Annotated in this window: 10 protein-coding genes and 1 pseudogene; 8 read left to right on the forward strand and 3 right to left on the reverse strand. The window is 71.9% G+C overall.

The window, feature by feature from the left end:
• Positions 1-138: 138 nt before the first annotated feature.
• The 5 genes and pseudogenes from GTY56_RS32230 to GTY56_RS32250 form a co-directional block, all read left to right on the forward strand.
• A pseudogene (locus tag GTY56_RS32230) lies at positions 139-2,697 on the forward strand (SpoIIE family protein phosphatase); the annotation flags it as partial.
• A 545-nt stretch (positions 2,698-3,242) separates the two neighbouring features.
• A complete protein-coding gene (locus GTY56_RS32235) occupies positions 3,243-4,325 on the forward strand; it encodes a substrate-binding domain-containing protein (protein WP_161368806.1) in 1,083 nt (360 codons plus the stop codon).
• A gap of 15 nt (positions 4,326-4,340) precedes the next feature.
• Positions 4,341-5,120, forward strand: a complete 780-nt coding sequence (locus tag GTY56_RS32240) for an ATP-binding cassette domain-containing protein (protein WP_161368807.1) — start codon at positions 4,341-4,343, stop codon at positions 5,118-5,120.
• Complete coding sequence (locus tag GTY56_RS32245; protein ID WP_161368808.1) at positions 5,117-6,406, forward strand: ABC transporter permease subunit; 1,290 nt, start codon at positions 5,117-5,119, stop codon at positions 6,404-6,406. Before GTY56_RS32240 ends, GTY56_RS32245 begins: the two co-directional genes overlap by 4 nt.
• 86 nt (positions 6,407-6,492) lie before the next feature.
• Positions 6,493-7,848: an ABC transporter substrate-binding protein gene (locus GTY56_RS32250; RefSeq protein ID WP_161368809.1), complete on the forward strand. Its 1,356-nt coding sequence runs from the start codon at positions 6,493-6,495 to the stop codon at positions 7,846-7,848.
• Between the two features lie 91 nt (positions 7,849-7,939).
• Here GTY56_RS32250 and acnA read toward each other — a convergent pair whose 3' ends face one another.
• Positions 7,940-10,657 (reverse strand): aconitate hydratase AcnA, encoded by a 2,718-nt coding sequence (gene acnA / locus GTY56_RS32255; RefSeq protein ID WP_161368810.1) that lies wholly within the window; start codon positions 10,655-10,657, stop codon positions 7,940-7,942.
• 288 nt (positions 10,658-10,945) lie between these two features.
• On the opposite strand from acnA, the gene GTY56_RS32260 reads away from it, so the two are divergent.
• From GTY56_RS32260 to GTY56_RS32270, 3 genes are all read left to right on the forward strand, one after another.
• Complete coding sequence (locus tag GTY56_RS32260; protein ID WP_161368811.1) at positions 10,946-11,146, forward strand: DUF4236 domain-containing protein; 201 nt, start codon at positions 10,946-10,948, stop codon at positions 11,144-11,146.
• Between the two features lie 84 nt (positions 11,147-11,230).
• Positions 11,231-12,760 carry a type II toxin-antitoxin system RelB family anti-toxin gene (gene relB / locus GTY56_RS32265; RefSeq protein ID WP_161368812.1) on the forward strand — a complete coding sequence of 510 codons (1,530 nt, stop codon included), beginning with the start codon at positions 11,231-11,233 and terminating at the stop codon, positions 12,758-12,760.
• 52 nt (positions 12,761-12,812) lie between these two features.
• A complete protein-coding gene (locus GTY56_RS32270; protein ID WP_161368813.1) occupies positions 12,813-13,358 on the forward strand; it encodes a DUF488 family protein in 546 nt (181 codons plus the stop codon).
• 4 nt (positions 13,359-13,362) lie between these two features.
• Here the strand turns inward: GTY56_RS32270 and GTY56_RS32275 are convergent, their stop codons facing one another.
• Together GTY56_RS32275 and GTY56_RS32280 are read right to left on the reverse strand one after the other, a co-directional pair.
• Positions 13,363-14,013 (reverse strand): hypothetical protein, encoded by a 651-nt coding sequence (locus GTY56_RS32275; protein ID WP_161368814.1) that lies wholly within the window; start codon positions 14,011-14,013, stop codon positions 13,363-13,365.
• A gap of 126 nt (positions 14,014-14,139) precedes the next feature.
• A complete protein-coding gene (locus tag GTY56_RS32280; RefSeq protein ID WP_346345632.1) occupies positions 14,140-15,213 on the reverse strand; it encodes a type I phosphomannose isomerase catalytic subunit in 1,074 nt (357 codons plus the stop codon).
• Positions 15,214-15,280: the final 67 nt, after the last annotated feature.

The raw sequence follows: 15,280 nt of genomic DNA on the forward strand, positions 1-15,280 counted from the left end.
GCCGCTCATGAGCGGCGTGGATCCGCCATGGGAGGCGCGACCCCGCGCCGCCGATCCCGTGCCCGCGTCGTCGTCGCCTGAGTTCCGGGGACTCCCACCTGCCGGTGGCTGCGGCATGGACGGGAGGTGGATGCGGACATGCCCCATTACGGCGATGCCCGGACCGCGGCCCCCGGTCTTCGGGCGCCGGGGAACGGGGGCACCGGTCCGCCTCGTCCCGCTCCGGAACCGGCCGCGCGGGCGCGGCTGCTGGCGTTCGCGGGAGTGTCGGTGGCGGCGGTGTACGTGCGCGGTGAGGACGGTGCGGAGCTCCGGCTGGTGGAGTCGGCAGGGGCCGAGTCCGGGCAGCGGTACCGGCTGCCGGGGCGGGTGGCGGTCTCGGTGGCCACGGGCACGGGCGCCGCCCCCGGGCCGTCATCGCCTGTCGCATCACGCGCCTCCCCCGCACCGGCACCTCCGGGTGAGGCCGGGGGCGGATGCCCCGCCGTCGCCGAGGCGTATCGGCAGGGGCGGGCCGTGTGGCTCGCGAGTGTGGCGCTCCGGCGTGACGAGGGCACGGCGGGCTCCGCCCCGCTCGGGGCGTTGCCGCTGGGGGCCGCGGGCGGGTGGCTGGGATGCCTGGTCGTGGTGGGCGAGCCCGGTGAGGGGTTCGGGGCCGAGCAGCGGGAGTTCCTGGAGCGGTACGCCGAGGCCGTCGCCGAGCGGCTGCGGGGCGAGGCGGACCGGTCGGCTCCCTCGCCCCTGCTGGATTCGGCCCTGCGCGCCCTGGGGGTCGGGTCCTTCGCCCTGTCGCCCGGCACCGGGCTGGTCGAGACGGACCCGGCGCTGCTCGAACTCGTCGGCATCCCCGAGGGCGGTTTCGACGGCAAGACCGACACCCTGCTCTCGTACAGCGTCCCGGAGGACGTCCCCGCGCTGATGTCGGTCATCGAGCCGTCCGCGCAGACCCCCGGCCGGCGTGAGCTGGAGTTCCGCATCCGGCGGCCCACCGGTGAGCTGTGCTGGCTTCGGCTGAGCTGCCGGGTGCTGAAGGGGCCCGAGGGCACCCCGGAGCGGGTGCTGGGCGTGGTGAGCGCGGCCCCCGTGCTGCGCCGCAGCGCCAGTGACGTCGCCCGGATCCAGTGGCTGACGGCCGCGCTCGACGACGCCACGACCGTCCGGGACGTCAGCCGTGTCGTGGTCGCCGCGCTGCGCGAGCCGCTGGGTGCCGACCGGGTGGCGCTCGCCGAGCTGCTGGAGGACCGGCTGGCGGTCACCGTGCTCGATCCGCCGGGTGCGGGGGCCTGGCCGGAGCTGTGGCGACGCGAGTGGCGCTCGGAGTGGCCCGACGCGCCGGTCACCGCGCTGCCCACGCTCCAGGCGGCGCTGCGGGACGGCCGGGTGAGTCTGTGGCCGGTCGGATCCGTGCTGGAACCGGGGCTCGCCGGGATCGGGCCGGGCGGGCTCGCGGTGCTGCCGCTGCCGGCCAAGAACGGCGTGGCCGGGGTCTGCCTGGTCGGCTGGGACACCCCGCACGAGTTCGCCCCCGAGGAGCGGGCCCTGCTGACCGCCACCGCGGGCCTGGTCGGGCAGGCCCTCAAGCGCGCCCACGCCTACGACGCCGAGCAGGAACTCGCGACGATGCTCCAGCGCAGCCTGCTGCCGCGCCGGTTGCCCAAGCTGCCCGGGGGCACCGCCGTGGCCCGCTATCTGCCCGCCCGGCGCGGTCTCCAGGTGGGCGGCGACTGGTACGACGTGATCGCGCTGTCGGAGAGCAAGGTGGCGCTGGTCATCGGGGACGTGCAGGGGCACAGTGCCGGGGCCGCGACGATCATGGGCCAGATGCGTACGGCGGTCCGGGCCTACGCCGTGGAGGGGCATCCGCCGGACGTGGTCGTCGCGCACGCCAACCGGCTGCTCGTCGGCATGGAGACGGACCTGTTCGCCACCTGTTGCTATGTCGAATTGGACATGGAGGAGGGCAACGCGCTGTTCGTGCGGGCCGGGCATCTGGCGCCCCTCGTGCGGCATCCCGACGGCGGCACCGCGGAGATCGCGGTCGAGGGCGGGCTCCCGCTGGGCGTCCTCGCGGACGCCGAATTCCCCCTCACCGCCCTCGCGCTCGCCCCGGGCTCGGTGCTCGCGCTGGTCACCGACGGCCTGGTCGAGTCGGCTGATCTCCAGGTGGACGAGGGGATGCGGCTGGTACGCCAGGCACTCGCCGCGGCCGATCCCGCCGACCCGGGGCGGATGGCGGACGAGTTGCTCGGCGAGACCGGACGCCGTGAGGACGACGTGGCGGTGCTGCTGCTGCGCTACGAGGGGATGCGGATACGGCCCGTGCGGGCGGGCTGGGTGGTGTGGCGGCTGCCGGACGCGGTGATGCACGCCCGCCGGTTCAGTGCGCGCACGCTGCGTTCGTGGGGCATCGCAGCCGAGGCCGACACCATCCTGCTGGTGGTGTCGGAGCTGGTCACCAACGCGCTGGTGCACACCCAGGGCGCGGTCCGGGTGGAGCTGACCCTGGCGGCGGACCGGCTGCGGGTGACCGTGAGCGACTCCTCGCCCCGGGCGCCGGCCAAGCCGGTGGTCGTCGACTGGGAGTCCACGGGCGGCCGGGGGCTCTTCCTGGTCGAGGCCGTGTCGGCGGCCTGGGGATCGGTGCCGGTGGGCGGCGGCAAGCAGGTCTGGAGCGAGATCGTCGTCACCCGTCCGGAAGGGGACACGGACCGCGGCACGGAGCCGGACGAGGAACCGGAGGCCGAGCCGGAGGAGGAGCGGAAGCCGGGCCGCGGCTGGGGCCTGGGCCGGGACCGCAGCTGGGGCCTGGGCCGGAGCCGGGGCCGGGACCGCGACCGCCGCAGGTCGCGCGACCAGAGCCGGCACCGTGGCGAGGACCGCACGGCGGACGGCCACGACGACCCGGCGGCGGACGGCCACGACGACAAGGCGGCGGACGGCCACGACCACCGCGCCGCGGACCGCCACGTGGACCGGGCCGCCGACCGCCACGTGGACCGGGCCGGGGACCGCGACGACGACGAGGGCACGGAGCGCGGCAACGACAGCGACCGCGCCCATGACCGCCTCGACGACCACGTCACAGGCCGCCACGACGAGCCGACGGCAGGCCGCAAGGGCGAGCGGGCGGCACGCCGCAGCGGCGAGCAGACCGTGGGCCTCGACCGGGCCATGGAGGACATCGGCGACGGGGTCGCGGACCCGCCCCCGCACCGGAGCCGGCCCCCCGAGGGAGGTCCCTGATGCGTGGCCTCGGTCTGCGCGGAGCCGCCGGGCTGCTGGCGCTCCTCCTGGTCGTGTCCCTCGCCGCGTGCACCGACAGCGGCGAGGACGGCGAGGGCGGGCTGACCATCGGGCTGCTGCTGCCGAGCCGGGCCGTGCCCCGCTGGGAGAAGTCCGACAGGCCCCTGATCGAGAAGCGGGTCAAGGAGCTGTGCCCCGACTGCACGCTCGTGTACGCCAACGCCGAGAACGACGCGGCGAGCCAGCGGCAGCAGATGAACTCCATGATCACCCGGGGGGCCTCGGCCCTGATCCTGGACGTCGTCGACCCCAAAGCCCTGCGCTCCTCGGTGCGCGCAGCGCAGCGCGAGGGCATCCCGGTCGTCGCCTACGACCGGCTCGCCGAGGGCCCGATCGCGGGCTTCGTCACTTTCGACGGTGACCGGGTCGGCAGACTCCAGGGCCAGGCGCTCCTGGACGGCATGGGTGCCAGAGCCGACGGCGGCGGTGTGGTCATGGTGAACGGTGACCCCTCCAGTCCCAACGCCGCCTGGTACGAGGGCGGGGCCCTGGCCGTTCTCCGGAACGAGGTGCGGATCCTGAAGTCGTACAACACCATCGGGTGGCGTACGGAGAACGCGCACGACCACATGTCCGCCGCGATCAGCGACCTCGGCCCGAGCCGGATCGACGGGGTGCTCGCCGCCAACGACTCGATCGCGGCCGGGGTCGTCTCGGCGCTGAAGAGCGCCCGCGTCAGGCCGCTGCCCCCGGTCACCGGGCAGGACGCCGACCTCGACGCGGTGCAGCGCATCGTCAAGGGCGAGCAGTACATGACCGTCTACAAGCCGTTCCGGCAGGAGACGGAGGCGGCCGCCGCGATGGCCGTCGCCCTGGCGCGCGGCAACGACGTCGACGCCCTGGTCACGGCGCAGGTGGACAGTCCCACGACCGAGGACGTCCCGGCGGTGCTGCTCGACCCGATCGCCGTGACCCGCGAGACGATCGGCCGGACGCTCGTCCGGGACGGCGTCTACACGATCGACCAGATCTGCACCCCGGAGCTCCGCCCGGCCTGCGCACGGGCCGGGCTCACCCGGTGAGCGAGGTGGTTCCCCGTGGCACATCCCCCCGTACTGGCGTTGCGCGGCATCACCAAGCGGTTCGGCGGCGTGCAGGCGCTCGTCGACGTCGACCTGCAGGTCCGGGCCGGTGAGGTCGTGGCCCTGGCGGGTGACAACGGAGCGGGCAAGTCCACGCTGGTCAAGGTGATCTCCGGGGTCAGCCCCGCCGACCGGGGCGTCATCGAGTGGGAGGGGCGCCTCGTGCAGATCAAACGCCCGCACGACGCCCACGCGCTCGGCATCGCGACCGTGTACCAGGACCTCGCCATGTGCGACAACCTGGACGTCGTCGGCAATCTCTTCCTCGGTCGCGAGATCGACCGGGTGGGCGTCCTCGACGAGGTGGAGATGGAGCGCCGGGCCCGTGATCTGATGCGCACCCTGTCGATCCGCATCCCCGACGTGCGGGTGCCGGTCGCCGCGCTGTCGGCCGGGCAGCGGCAGGCCGTGGCGATCTCCCGCTCGCTGATGGGCGCGCCCAAGGTGCTGCTGCTCGACGAGCCCACCGCCGCCCTGGGCGTGGAGCAGACCAGCCATCTGCTCGACCTCATCGAGGAGGTGCGCGACCGCGGTATGGCGATCATCCTCATCAGTCACAACATGGGCGACATCAAGGCCGTCGCGGACCGGGTCGCCGTGCTGCGACTGGGTCGCAACAACGGACTGTTCGACGTGAGCACGGTGACCCAGGAGCAGATCATCTCGTCCGTCACGGGGGCGGCGGACAACGCCGTGGCCCACCGTTCGAAGGGCGACGAGGAGGCGTGGCCGTGAGCCGGGCGCACCGGGACGGCGGGCCGGCCGGGCCGGGCAGCGCCGGACCGGTCACCGCCGGCGGCGAGCGGCGCACCCGTGGCTGGCAGGACAACCTGCGGGACTACGCCCTGGACGTCCGAGCCGGCGTGCGCGACGGGGAGCGGGGGCCGCTCCTGGTCATCGCCGGGCTCATCGTGATCTGGATCGTCTTCCAGGGGCTGGACGACAAGTTCCTCTCGCCGCGCAACCTGTCCAACCTGAGCGTGGACATCGTCGGGACCGGGCTGGTCGCCGTCGGCATCGTCTTCGTCCTGCTGATCCGGGAGATCGATCTGTCGGTCGGGTCGGTCAGCGGCCTGGCGGGGGCGGCGTTCGCCGTGCTGAACGTGAACCACGGGGTGCCGGAGTGGCTGGCGGTGATCGTGGCGGTGGCAGCGGGAACGGCCGTGGGTGCCTTCCACGGGGTCTTCCACGCCTGGCTCGGCGTGCCGGCGTTCGTGGTGACGCTGGCCGGGCTGCTGATCTGGAACGGCCTGACGCTCTACCTGCTGGGGGCCAGCGGCACGATCAACATCGACGAGGAGGGCCTGGTCGCCTCGCTGACCAGCCACCACTTCGGCGACGACCTGGCGGCGTACGCGGTCGCCGCGCTCGGCACGGCCGGGTACGTCCTGGCCGCCCGCCGCCGCCGGAGCCGTCACCGGGCGGCCGGGATGCCCTACCGGCGGGAGGGCGAGATCTGGCTGCGCTCGGGGCTCCTGGCGGTGGTGGCCTTCGCGGCGGCCGTCACCCTCAACCGGTTCCAGGGGCTGCCGCTCGCCCTGCTGATCTTCCTGGCGGTCCTGGTCGTCTCGGACTACGTGCTGCGCCGCACCCGCTACGGGCGGCGGGTGTACGCGCTCGGCGGCGGGGTCGAGGCGGCGCGCCGGGCCGGCATCGGGGTGGAGCGGGTGCGGGTCGCGATGTTCATGGTGTCGGGGACGCTGGCGGCGGTCGGCGGCCTGTTCGTGGCGTCGGGGCTGACCTCGGCAAGCCCCACGACGGCGCGCGCCGCCGGTTCCGGGATGCTGCTGATCAACGCGATCGCGGCGGCCGTCATCGGCGGCACGTCTCTGTTCGGCGGGCGGGGCTCGCCCTGGTCGGTGCTGCTCGGTGTGGTGGTGATCCAGTCGATCGCCTCGGGCATGGGGCTGCTGGGGGTCCAGGACGCCGTGCAGTTCATGATCACCGGCGGGGTGCTGCTGGCCGCCGTAGCGGCCGACGCGCTGTCCAGACGCGCCCAGGCCAGACGCGGCCGACCATGATCGCGAGAGACCGGAGTTTCGTCCTCTTGATACGTTTCTTACGAAATGTCTAATAAGCGGCAAAGGCGGGTATGGGCCGAGATGTCATGAAACGCAGTCGCCTCACCCAGACGGCCGTGGCCGGCGCGGTCGCCGCCGGTCTGGTCCTCGCCGGATGCGGTGACGCCGATCTGCCCGCGGGCGAGGAGCAGGCCGGCCTCAGCGTGCTCGCGACGGACGTGCCTCAGGTCCAGACCCTGAAGAAGCTCACCAAGAAGCACTTCACGGCGGAGACCGGCATCACCGTCGACTACACGCTGCTGCCGGAGAACGAGGCGCGGGAGGAGATGAACCGGGAGTTCGCGACTCAGGCCGGCACCCACGACGTGGCGAGCGTCAGCGCGTACGAGGTGCCGATCTACGCGGACAACGGCTGGCTCGCCCCGCTGGACTCCTATGTGAAGGCCGACGAGGACTTCGACCAGGACGACGTCTTCCCGAACCTGGCGTCCTCGCTGACCGGCAAGGACGGCAAGCTCTACGCCGAGCCCTTCTACGGCGAGGGCTCCTTTCTCATGTACCGCAAGGACCTGTTCCGCAAGGACGGGCTGACGATGCCGCCGAACCCGACCTGGCAGCAGGTCGCCGACCTCGCCGCCCGGGTCGACGGAACCGACGGCGCGAGCGGTATCTGCCTGCGCGGCCTGCCCGGCTGGGGCCAGAACCTCGCCCCGATCAACACGGTCGTCAACACCTTCGGCGGCCACTGGTACGACATGGAATGGAACGCCCGCCTGACCTCACCGGAGTTCCGGAAGGCGGTCGGGTTCTACGTCGGCCTGCTCCGCTCCCACGGCCAGCCCGGCGCCGAGCGGATGGGTGTGCTGGAGATCCTGGACCGTTTCGTCCAGGGCAAGTGCGCCATGATGTACGACGCCACGTCGCTGGCCTCGTCGGTCGAGGCCGACAGTTCCGCGGTCAAGGGCAAGGTCGGCTACGTCCCGGCCCCGCACGAGAGGACCGAGAAGGCCGGCTGGCTGTGGACCTGGGCGTGGGGCATCCAGCAGGCGGCCGAGAACAAGGACGCCGCCTGGGAGTTCATCTCCTGGGCCTCCTCCAAGGAGTTCCAGGAGCTGGTCGGCCGGGAGGTGGGCTGGACCTCGGCTCCCGCCGGGAACCGCAAGTCGCTCTACGAGAAGCCGGAGTACCAGCAGGCGGCCGGCGCCTGGTACCGGCAGGAGTACACGGCGGCGACGGACTCCGCCGACCCGAAGGATCCCGGCGTCGGTCCCCGCCCCTACGACGGCATCGGCTTCCTGAGCATCCCCGAGTTCGCCGTGCTGGGGACGGCGGTCTCGGAGCAGATCGCCGCGGCCATCGCCGGGCGGCAGTCGGTGGACACGGCCCTGGACAAGTCGCAGGACCTCGCCCAGGCCGCGGCGGCGAAGTACCGCGGCGAGTGATCCGCGGGCGCCGCGCCCGCGCCGCGGGAACGGCGCGGGCCGCGCCCCCGTCACCCGGGAACGCGGCCCTCGAACTGCCGTAGCGGTCCGCTTACTTGCGGATCAGGCTGCGCAGCACGTACTGCATGATGCCGCCGTTGCGGTAGTAGTCCGCCTCGCCGGGGGTGTCGATGCGGACGACCGCGTCGAACTCGACACCGGTGTCGGTGGTGACCTTCACCGTGCGCGGGGTGGTGCCGTTGTTGAGCTCCTCGACGCCGGTGAAGTCGAAGGTCTCCTCGCCGGTGAGGCCGAGGGACGCCGCCGACTGGCCCTCCGGGAACTGCAGCGGCAGCACGCCCATGCCGATGAGGTTCGAGCGGTGGATGCGCTCGTAGGACTCGGCGATGACGGCCTTGACGCCGAGGAGCGCGGTGCCCTTGGCGGCCCAGTCGCGGGACGAGCCGGAGCCGTACTCCTTGCCGGCCAGGACGACCAGCGGGATGCCGGCGGCCTGGTAGTTCTGCGAGGCGTCGTAGATGAACGACACCGGGGCGTCGGCCTGGGTGAAGTCGCGGGTGTAGCCGCCCTCGGTGCCCGGCGCGATCTGGTTGCGCAGGCGGATGTTGGCGAACGTACCGCGGATCATGACCTCGTGGTTGCCACGGCGGGAGCCGTAGGAGTTGAAGTCACGACGCTCCACACCGTGCTCGGTGAGGTACTTGCCCGCCGGGGTGTCGGCCTTGATGGCGCCGGCCGGGGAGATGTGGTCGGTGGTGACCGAGTCGCCCAGCTTGGCGAGCACCCGGGCGCCGGAGATGTTCTCGACCGGGGCCGGCTCGTGGGCCATGCCCTCGAAGTACGGAGGCTTGCGGACGTAGGTCGACTCGGCGTCCCACTCGAAGGTGTTGCCGGTCGGGATCGGCAGCGCCTGCCACTGGGCGTCGCCCGCGAAGACGTCGCTGTAGGACTTGGAGAACATGTCCTCGCCGATGGCGTTGGCGACGACGTCGTTCACCTCGGCCTCGGAGGGCCAGATGTCCTTCAGGAAGACCGGGTTGCCGTCCTGGTCGGTGCCCAGGGCGTCCCGGGTGATGTCGACCTTCATGGAGCCGGCGAGCGCGTAGGCCACGACCAGCGGCGGGGACGCCAGGTAGTTCATCTTGACGTCGGGGTTGATGCGGCCCTCGAAGTTCCGGTTGCCGGAGAGGACCGAGGTGACCGCGAGGTCGTGGTCGTTGACGGCCTTGGAGACCTCCTCCGGCAGCGGGCCGGAGTTGCCGATGCAGGTGGTGCAGCCGTAGCCGACGAGGTTGAAGCCGACCTTGTCGAGGTAGGGGGTCAGGCCCGCCTTCTCGAAGTAGTCGGTGACGACCTTGGAGCCGGGCGCGAGGGTGGTCTTGACCCACGGCTTGCGGGTCAGGCCCTTCTCCACCGCCTTCTTGGCCACCAGCGCGGCGGCGACCATGACGTACGGGTTGGAGGTGTTGGTGCAGGAGGTGATGGCCGCGACCGTCACCGCGCCGTGGTCGATCTCGTAGGACGTGCCGTCGGGGGCGGTCACGGTGACCGGGTTGGACGGGGCGCCGTTCGGGATCGTCGAGGGCGCGTCGGAGCCCGGGAAGGACTCCTTGCTGGCCTCGTACTCGTCGTTGACGTAGTTCCGGACGTCCTGCTTGAACTGCTCGGCGGCGTTCGCGAGGACGATGCGGTCCTGCGGGCGCTTCGGGCCGGCGATGGACGGGACGACCGTGGCGAGGTCGAGCTCCAGCTTCTCGGAGAAGTCGGGCTCGGCGGCCGGGTCGAGCCAGAGGCCCTGCTCCTTGGCGTACGCCTCGACCAGGGCGAGCTGCTGCTCGCTGCGGCCGGTGAGCCGCATGTAGTTGATCGTTTCGTCGTCGATCGGGAAGATCGCGGCGGTGGAGCCGAACTCCGGCGACATGTTGCCGATGGTGGCGCGGTTCGCCAGCGAGGTGGCGGCGACGCCCTCGCCGTAGAACTCGACGAACTTGCCGACGACGCCGTGCTTGCGCAGCATCTCGGTGATGGTCAGCACGAGGTCCGTGGCGGTGGTGCCCGCCTGGAGCTCGCCGGTGAGCTTGAAGCCGACGACGCGCGGGATCAGCATGGAGACCGGCTGGCCGAGCATGGCGGCCTCGGCCTCGATGCCGCCGACGCCCCAGCCGAGCACGCCGAGGCCGTTGACCATGGTGGTGTGCGAGTCGGTGCCGACCAGGGTGTCCGGGTAGGCCTTGCCCTCGCGGACCATCACGACACGGGCCAGGTGCTCGATGTTGACCTGGTGGACGATGCCGGTGCCGGGCGGGACGACCTTGAACTCGTCGAAGGCGGTCTGGCCCCAGCGCAGGAACTGGTAGCGCTCCTTGTTGCGGCCGTACTCCAGGTCGACGTTCTGCTTGAAGGCGTCGTTGGTGCCGAACTTGTCGGCGATGACGGAGTGGTCGATGACCAGCTCGGCCGGGGCGAGGGGGTTGATCTTCGCCGGGTCGCCGCCCAGCTCCTTCACGGCCTCACGCATGGTCGCGAGGTCCACGACACAGGGAACGCCGGTGAAGTCCTGCATGATCACGCGGGCTGGCGTGAACTGGATCTCCTGGCTGGGCTGGGCCTGCGAGTCCCATCCGCCGAGGGCACGGATGTGGTCGGCGGTGATGTTCGCGCCGTCCTCCGTGCGGAGCAGGTTCTCCAGCAGGACCTTGAGGCTGTAGGGCAGGCGAGCCGAGCCCTCCACCTTGTCCAGCCGGAAGATCTCGTACGACTCGTCGCCCACCTGCAGCGTGCTGCGGGCGTCGAAGCTGTTCGCCGACACGACAGTCTCCTTCATTGATGTGCGCGTACCACCACGATCCTGCCGCCACGGCATCTCGGCCGATCCGCTAAGGTAAGGCTAAGTTAGGTAATCCTTACCGCCGGATTCGATGGCGGGTGCGGCTGCGGTGCTCTCTCGGCAGATATCTCGATGTCGAGATAACTCTAGTACACGAGCGCCGGATGGTCATGCCCCGGCACCCACCCGCGGTCATGCGCGCCCTTTTCCCGGGTATCCGAACCAGGTATCCGAACCGCGTATGCACGCACAACGGAGGAGGAGACAGGCATGCCGCTCACGTTCCGCAAGAGTTTCCGGATCCTTCCGGGGGTGCGCCTGAACATCAACAAGCGCTCCTGGTCCATCACCACCGGCGGCGGAAAGAACGGCCCCCGCTACACCCGCAGCAGCACGGGACGTCGTACGACATCCATGGACCTTCCCGGACCTTTCGGGTGGCGGCGTACCACGCGGACGAGCCGACACTGAGGACTCCGGGCGGGATTGACGGCCCGTCACCCGTTCGGACCCCCCGTTCGGGCGTCATCTCATATCTGAGATAACCTCAGCCTCATGGCAGACGACTACCTCGTACGCATCGGCAAGCTCATCCGTGACGCCCGGCAGCACCGTGGCTGGACGCAGGCGCAGCTTGCCGAGGCGCTCGGCACCAGCCAGAGCGCCGTCAACCGGATCGAGCGCGGCAACCAGAACATCAGCCTTGAGATGATCGCGCGCATCGGGGAGGCTCTCGACAGCGAGATCGTGTCGCTCGGCTACGCCGGTCCGATGCATCTGCGGGTGGTCGGCGGGCGCCGGCTGTCGGGTGCCATCGACGTGAAGACGAGCAAGAACGCGTGCGTGGCGCTGCTGTGCGCCTCCCTGCTCAACGAGGGGCGCACGGTGCTGCGCCGCGTCGCCCGCATCGAGGAGGTGTACCGCCTCCTGGAGGTGCTGGGCTCCATCGGCGTGCGCACCCGGTGGATCAACGACGGCGTCGACCTGGAGATCGTGCCGTCCGCCGAGCTGGACCTGGCGGCGATCGACGCGGACGCGGCCCGCCGCACCCGCTCCATCATCATGTTCCTCGGCCCGCTGCTGCACCGCCTGGACCACTTCAAGCTGCCGTACGCCGGCGGCTGCGACCTCGGTACGCGCACGGTCGAGCCGCACATGATCGCGCTGCGCCGCTTCGGCCTGGACATCGCCGCCACCGAGGGCCAGTACCACGCCCGGGTCGACCGTGCGGTCGGCCCCGACCGCCCGATCGTCCTGACCGAGCGCGGCGACACGGTGACGGAGAACGCGCTGCTCGCGGCCGCCCGGCACGACGGCATCACCGTCATCCGCAACGCCTCGTCCAACTACATGGTCCAGGACCTGTGTTTCTTCCTGGAGGCGCTCGGTGTCAAGGTCGACGGCATCGGCACCACCACGCTCACCGTGCACGGCGTGCCGACCATCGACGTCGACGTGGACTACTCCCCCTCCGAGGACCCGGTCGAGGCGATGAGCCTGGTCGCGGCGGCCGTGGTCACCGAGTCGGAGCTGACGGTGCGCCGGGTGCCGATCGAGTTCCTGGAGATCGAGCTGGCGGTGCTGGAGGAGATGGGCCTCGACCACGACCGCACGCCCGAGTACTTCGCCGACAACGGCCGGACCCGGCTGGTGGACCTGACCGTCCGGCCCTCCAAGCTGGAAGCGCCGATCGACAAGATCCACCCCATGCCGTTCCCCGGCCTGAACATCGACAACGTCCCCTTCTTCGCGGCCATCGCGGCGGTCGCCCAGGGCCAGACCCTCATCCACGACTGGGTCTACGACAACCGCGCGATCTACCTGACCGACCTGAACCGCCTCGGCGGCCGCCTCCAGCTCCTCGACCCCCACCGCGTCCTGGTGGAGGGCCCGACCCGCTGGCGCGCCGCCGAGATGATGTGCCCGCCGGCCCTGCGCCCCGCGGTGGTCGTCCTGCTGGCGATGATGGCCGCCGAGGGCACGTCGGTGCTGCGCAACGTGTACGTCATCAACCGGGGGTACGAGGACCTGGCGGAGCGGCTGAACTCGATCGGGGCGCAGATCGAGACGTTCCGGGACATCTGACCGGGAGCGCGTCCGCAGGTGTGAGCCCGCCGGAACGGGAAAGTCCGCCCCTGTGGACGCGCACCTGCTGACCTTCGGTCACAGCACCGCCGGCCGGGACCGGATCGGCGAGCTGCTGCGCGGTGCCGGGGTGGCGGCCGTCGTCGACGTGCGGACCGCTCCCGGCAGCCGCCGGGACCCCGACCTGTTGCGGGAGCGGCTCGCCGAGTGGCTGCCGGACGCCGGAATCGGCTACCGGTGGGAACCCGCGCTCGGCGGGTTCCGCCCCCTGCCCGCGGACAGTCCGGACGTGGTGTGGCGCAACGCGTCCTTCCGCGGCTACGCCGCCCACACCCGTTCCCCCGAGTTCGTCTCCGCGATGGACCGCCTGCTGGACGAGGTGGCGGGCGCCCGCACGGCCGTGATGTGCAGCGAGGCGGTCTGGTGGCGCTGCCACCGCCGGCTGATCGCCGACTTCGCGGTGCTGGCCCGTGGCGTGCCGGCCCACCACCTCATGCACGACGGCCGGCTGAGCGCCCATGCGCCGACACCGGGAGCCCGTCTGCGCGACGACGGGCTCCTCGTGTACGACGCCCCCACGGAGTCACCCGGGGGCTGAGCCCTCAGTACAGCTCGTTCACCGCCGTGACGGTCGTGGCCTTGAAGTCCGCGACCTGCGCGTGCTGGAAGGTGCCCATCTGGCTCCAGCGGACGACCGTGACGGTCGTGCCGTCGCGGCCGACCGAGAAGAGGCCGATGTCGGAGGAGCCCCAGGCGGAGGCGGTGTGGATGCCGTAGACGTCGGCGCCCTCCTCGACGTTCAGCTTGCCGTAGTACTTCTGCGTCGCCGTGATGTCCGGGTCCTGCTGCATCAGCTTCTTCGCACAGCCGGCGAGGTCCTTGCGCAGCAGCGCCGCGAAGTCCTTCGCCCGCTGCTCGCTGCGCTCCACGACCGTGATCTGCTGGGCGCTGGTGTCGTACTCGGTCCAGTAGTCCCGGTGCGTGGTGATGGACGGCAGTGCGTCACCCACGCAGATCGGCAGCGGGTCGGGCTGACCGGCGGTGACCGGACCGGCGTACCAGGGCGACGTCGGGTGCGGCGGCAGGTCGGCCGGCTCCAGGAACCGGGGGCTGCCGGAGGCCGGCGTGGTGGCGGCGACGGCCGGGACGGCGGCCGCGGCGACCCCGGCGACGGCCGCCAGCGCGGCCACGGTGGTGCGGATGCCTCGGGTCTGGCGCGTTCCTCGCGTACGGATCTTCATGGTCTCCCCCATTGTTTTCCCCCGGTTTCCCCGGTCGAGTGCTCGGGCTTGTGCCCTTGCCCTGTGTACGACCCGCCACCGGCCGTATGCGTTGCCCTGCGGGCCTGCTACGGATCCGTCCCGGATGTCACCGGTCCGTCACTGCGGTTCGAGCCCCTCACCGAGGGCGGCGACGGCGGCCGGGCCGTGGCCCGCGGCGAGGAGAGGGCCGCGGATGTCGTGCTCCAGGTCGGGGACGTAGCCGATCAGCAGGTCGGCGGGGCCCTGGACGCGGACCTCGCCGAGGGCGGCGGGGAGGAGGAGGGTGCGGGCGCGGTCCAGCGGGCCGGTCCAGGGGCCGGCGGTGACGGTGACGGGGGCGCCGGCGTTGGTGAGGATCCGCACGGTCGAGAAGCGGTACGACAGGGGCGTCGCCGGGCCGGCGGTCCAGCGTTCGAGGGCGAAGTGCGGTCCGGCGCAGAGCACGGTGCGTACGATGCCGTCGCCCGCGGGAACGCTCAGGCCGGGGTGGAACTCGGGCCGGGGGTCTGGTCGCCACTCGTCGAGCAGACGGCCGAGGCCCGCGTGCCACTCGTGGTCGGGGACGGGCGAGCCGTCCTCCATGCGGCGGCGCATGGCGTGCTGCTGGATGTCGGACGTCTGCTCGATCTCGTGGACGAGGGTGTCCGGGCCGAAGCTGTGCAGGGTGCCGCCGGGGACGTAGACGGTCTGCCCCGCGCGGACCGGCAGGCGGCGCATGACCGCGTCGAAGTCCTGTGCCAGCAGCGCCCGGTGCAGGGTGTCGCGGTCCACGCCGTCCTGCACGCCGACCAGGGCGGTGGCGCCCGGTGCGGCGTCCAGGACGTGCCAGGCCTCCGTCTTGCCGTTGGGTTCGCCCTCCAGACGGCGGGCGGTGGCGTCGTCGGCGTGCAGATGGACGGGGAGGGCGCCCCGGCCGTCGATGAACTTGGTGAGCAGGGGGAAACGGGGGCCCGACGGGAGGCGGGGGCCCAGCAGTTCGTCCGGGTGCTCGGCCGTGATCTGCCGCAGGGTGCGCCCGGCGAGGGGGCCGTCCAGGACGGTCGAGGCATCGCCCTCGACGTCGCTGACCTCCCATGTCTCGGCGACCGGCCCGTCGGGCAGGCCGCCGCGGCCCAGCCGCTCGGCGATGGCCCGGCCGCCGAAGACGTGCTGCTTGACGGGGGTGGTGAGCCGCAGCGGGTGCCAGTCCACGTCCCTCCTCGGACGGGTCGGTGCCGGTCTGCGGCCGGGGTACCCCCGGGGCGTCAGGAGCATGCGT

The organism is Streptomyces sp. SID5643, from assembly GCF_009872555.1.
Classification (GTDB): Bacteria; Actinomycetota; Actinomycetes; order Streptomycetales; family Streptomycetaceae; genus Streptomyces; species Streptomyces iakyrus.